The organism is Paraburkholderia haematera (assembly GCF_905220975.1).
Classification (GTDB): domain Bacteria; phylum Pseudomonadota; class Gammaproteobacteria; order Burkholderiales; family Burkholderiaceae; genus Paraburkholderia; species Paraburkholderia haematera.
On the sequence record NZ_CAJNBK010000073.1, the window covers coordinates 1 to 654 of the forward strand.

The 654-nt window shown below is 61.6% G+C and carries 1 pseudogene; it reads left to right on the plus strand.

From position 1 onward, the window contains the following. Positions 1-654, plus strand: a pseudogene (locus KHO23_RS34905) (c-type cytochrome biogenesis protein CcsB); the annotation flags it as partial.

Below are 654 nucleotides of genomic sequence, written 5' to 3' on the forward strand. Positions count from 1 at the left end.
GCAGTTTGACGAGCGCCCGTTTCTGAAGCGCCTCGGTATCGTCGACTGGCTGTTCGCCGCGCTGATGGTCGCGGGCGCGGGGTTCGCGCTGTCGCGCTATTACCCGTTCATGAACTACTACGACAAACTGGTGCTGTGCTGCGCCGTGCCGGTGTTTGTCGTGCTGGGCTGGCGCTGGAAGCCGGTGCGTCCGCTGATGGTCGGCATCGCCGCGTTGTCGCTGCTGGCGATCCAGATCTATCAGGGCGATCTGGCGCGCGCGGATAGCGCGTTCTTCCTCAAATATTTCCTGTCGAGCCAGTCCGCGATTCTGTGGATGAGCGCGCTCTTCGTCTTCGCCACCGTTTTCTACTGGATCGGCCTGCTGTCGCGTTCACCAACCGGCGCCGCGATCGGTTCGAAAATGACGTGGGCCGCCGTGGTGATGGGCTTCGTCGGTTTGATGGTGCGCTGGTACGAGTCGTATCTGATCGGCGCGGACGTCGGCCATATTCCAATCTCGAACCTGTACGAAGTGTTCGTGCTGTTCAGCCTGATCACGGCGTTGTTCTATCTGTACTACGAGCAGCACTACAACACGCGCGCGCTCGGCGCATTCGTGCTGCTGGTGATCAGCGCGGCGGTCGGCTTCCTGATGTGGTACTCGGTCGCGCG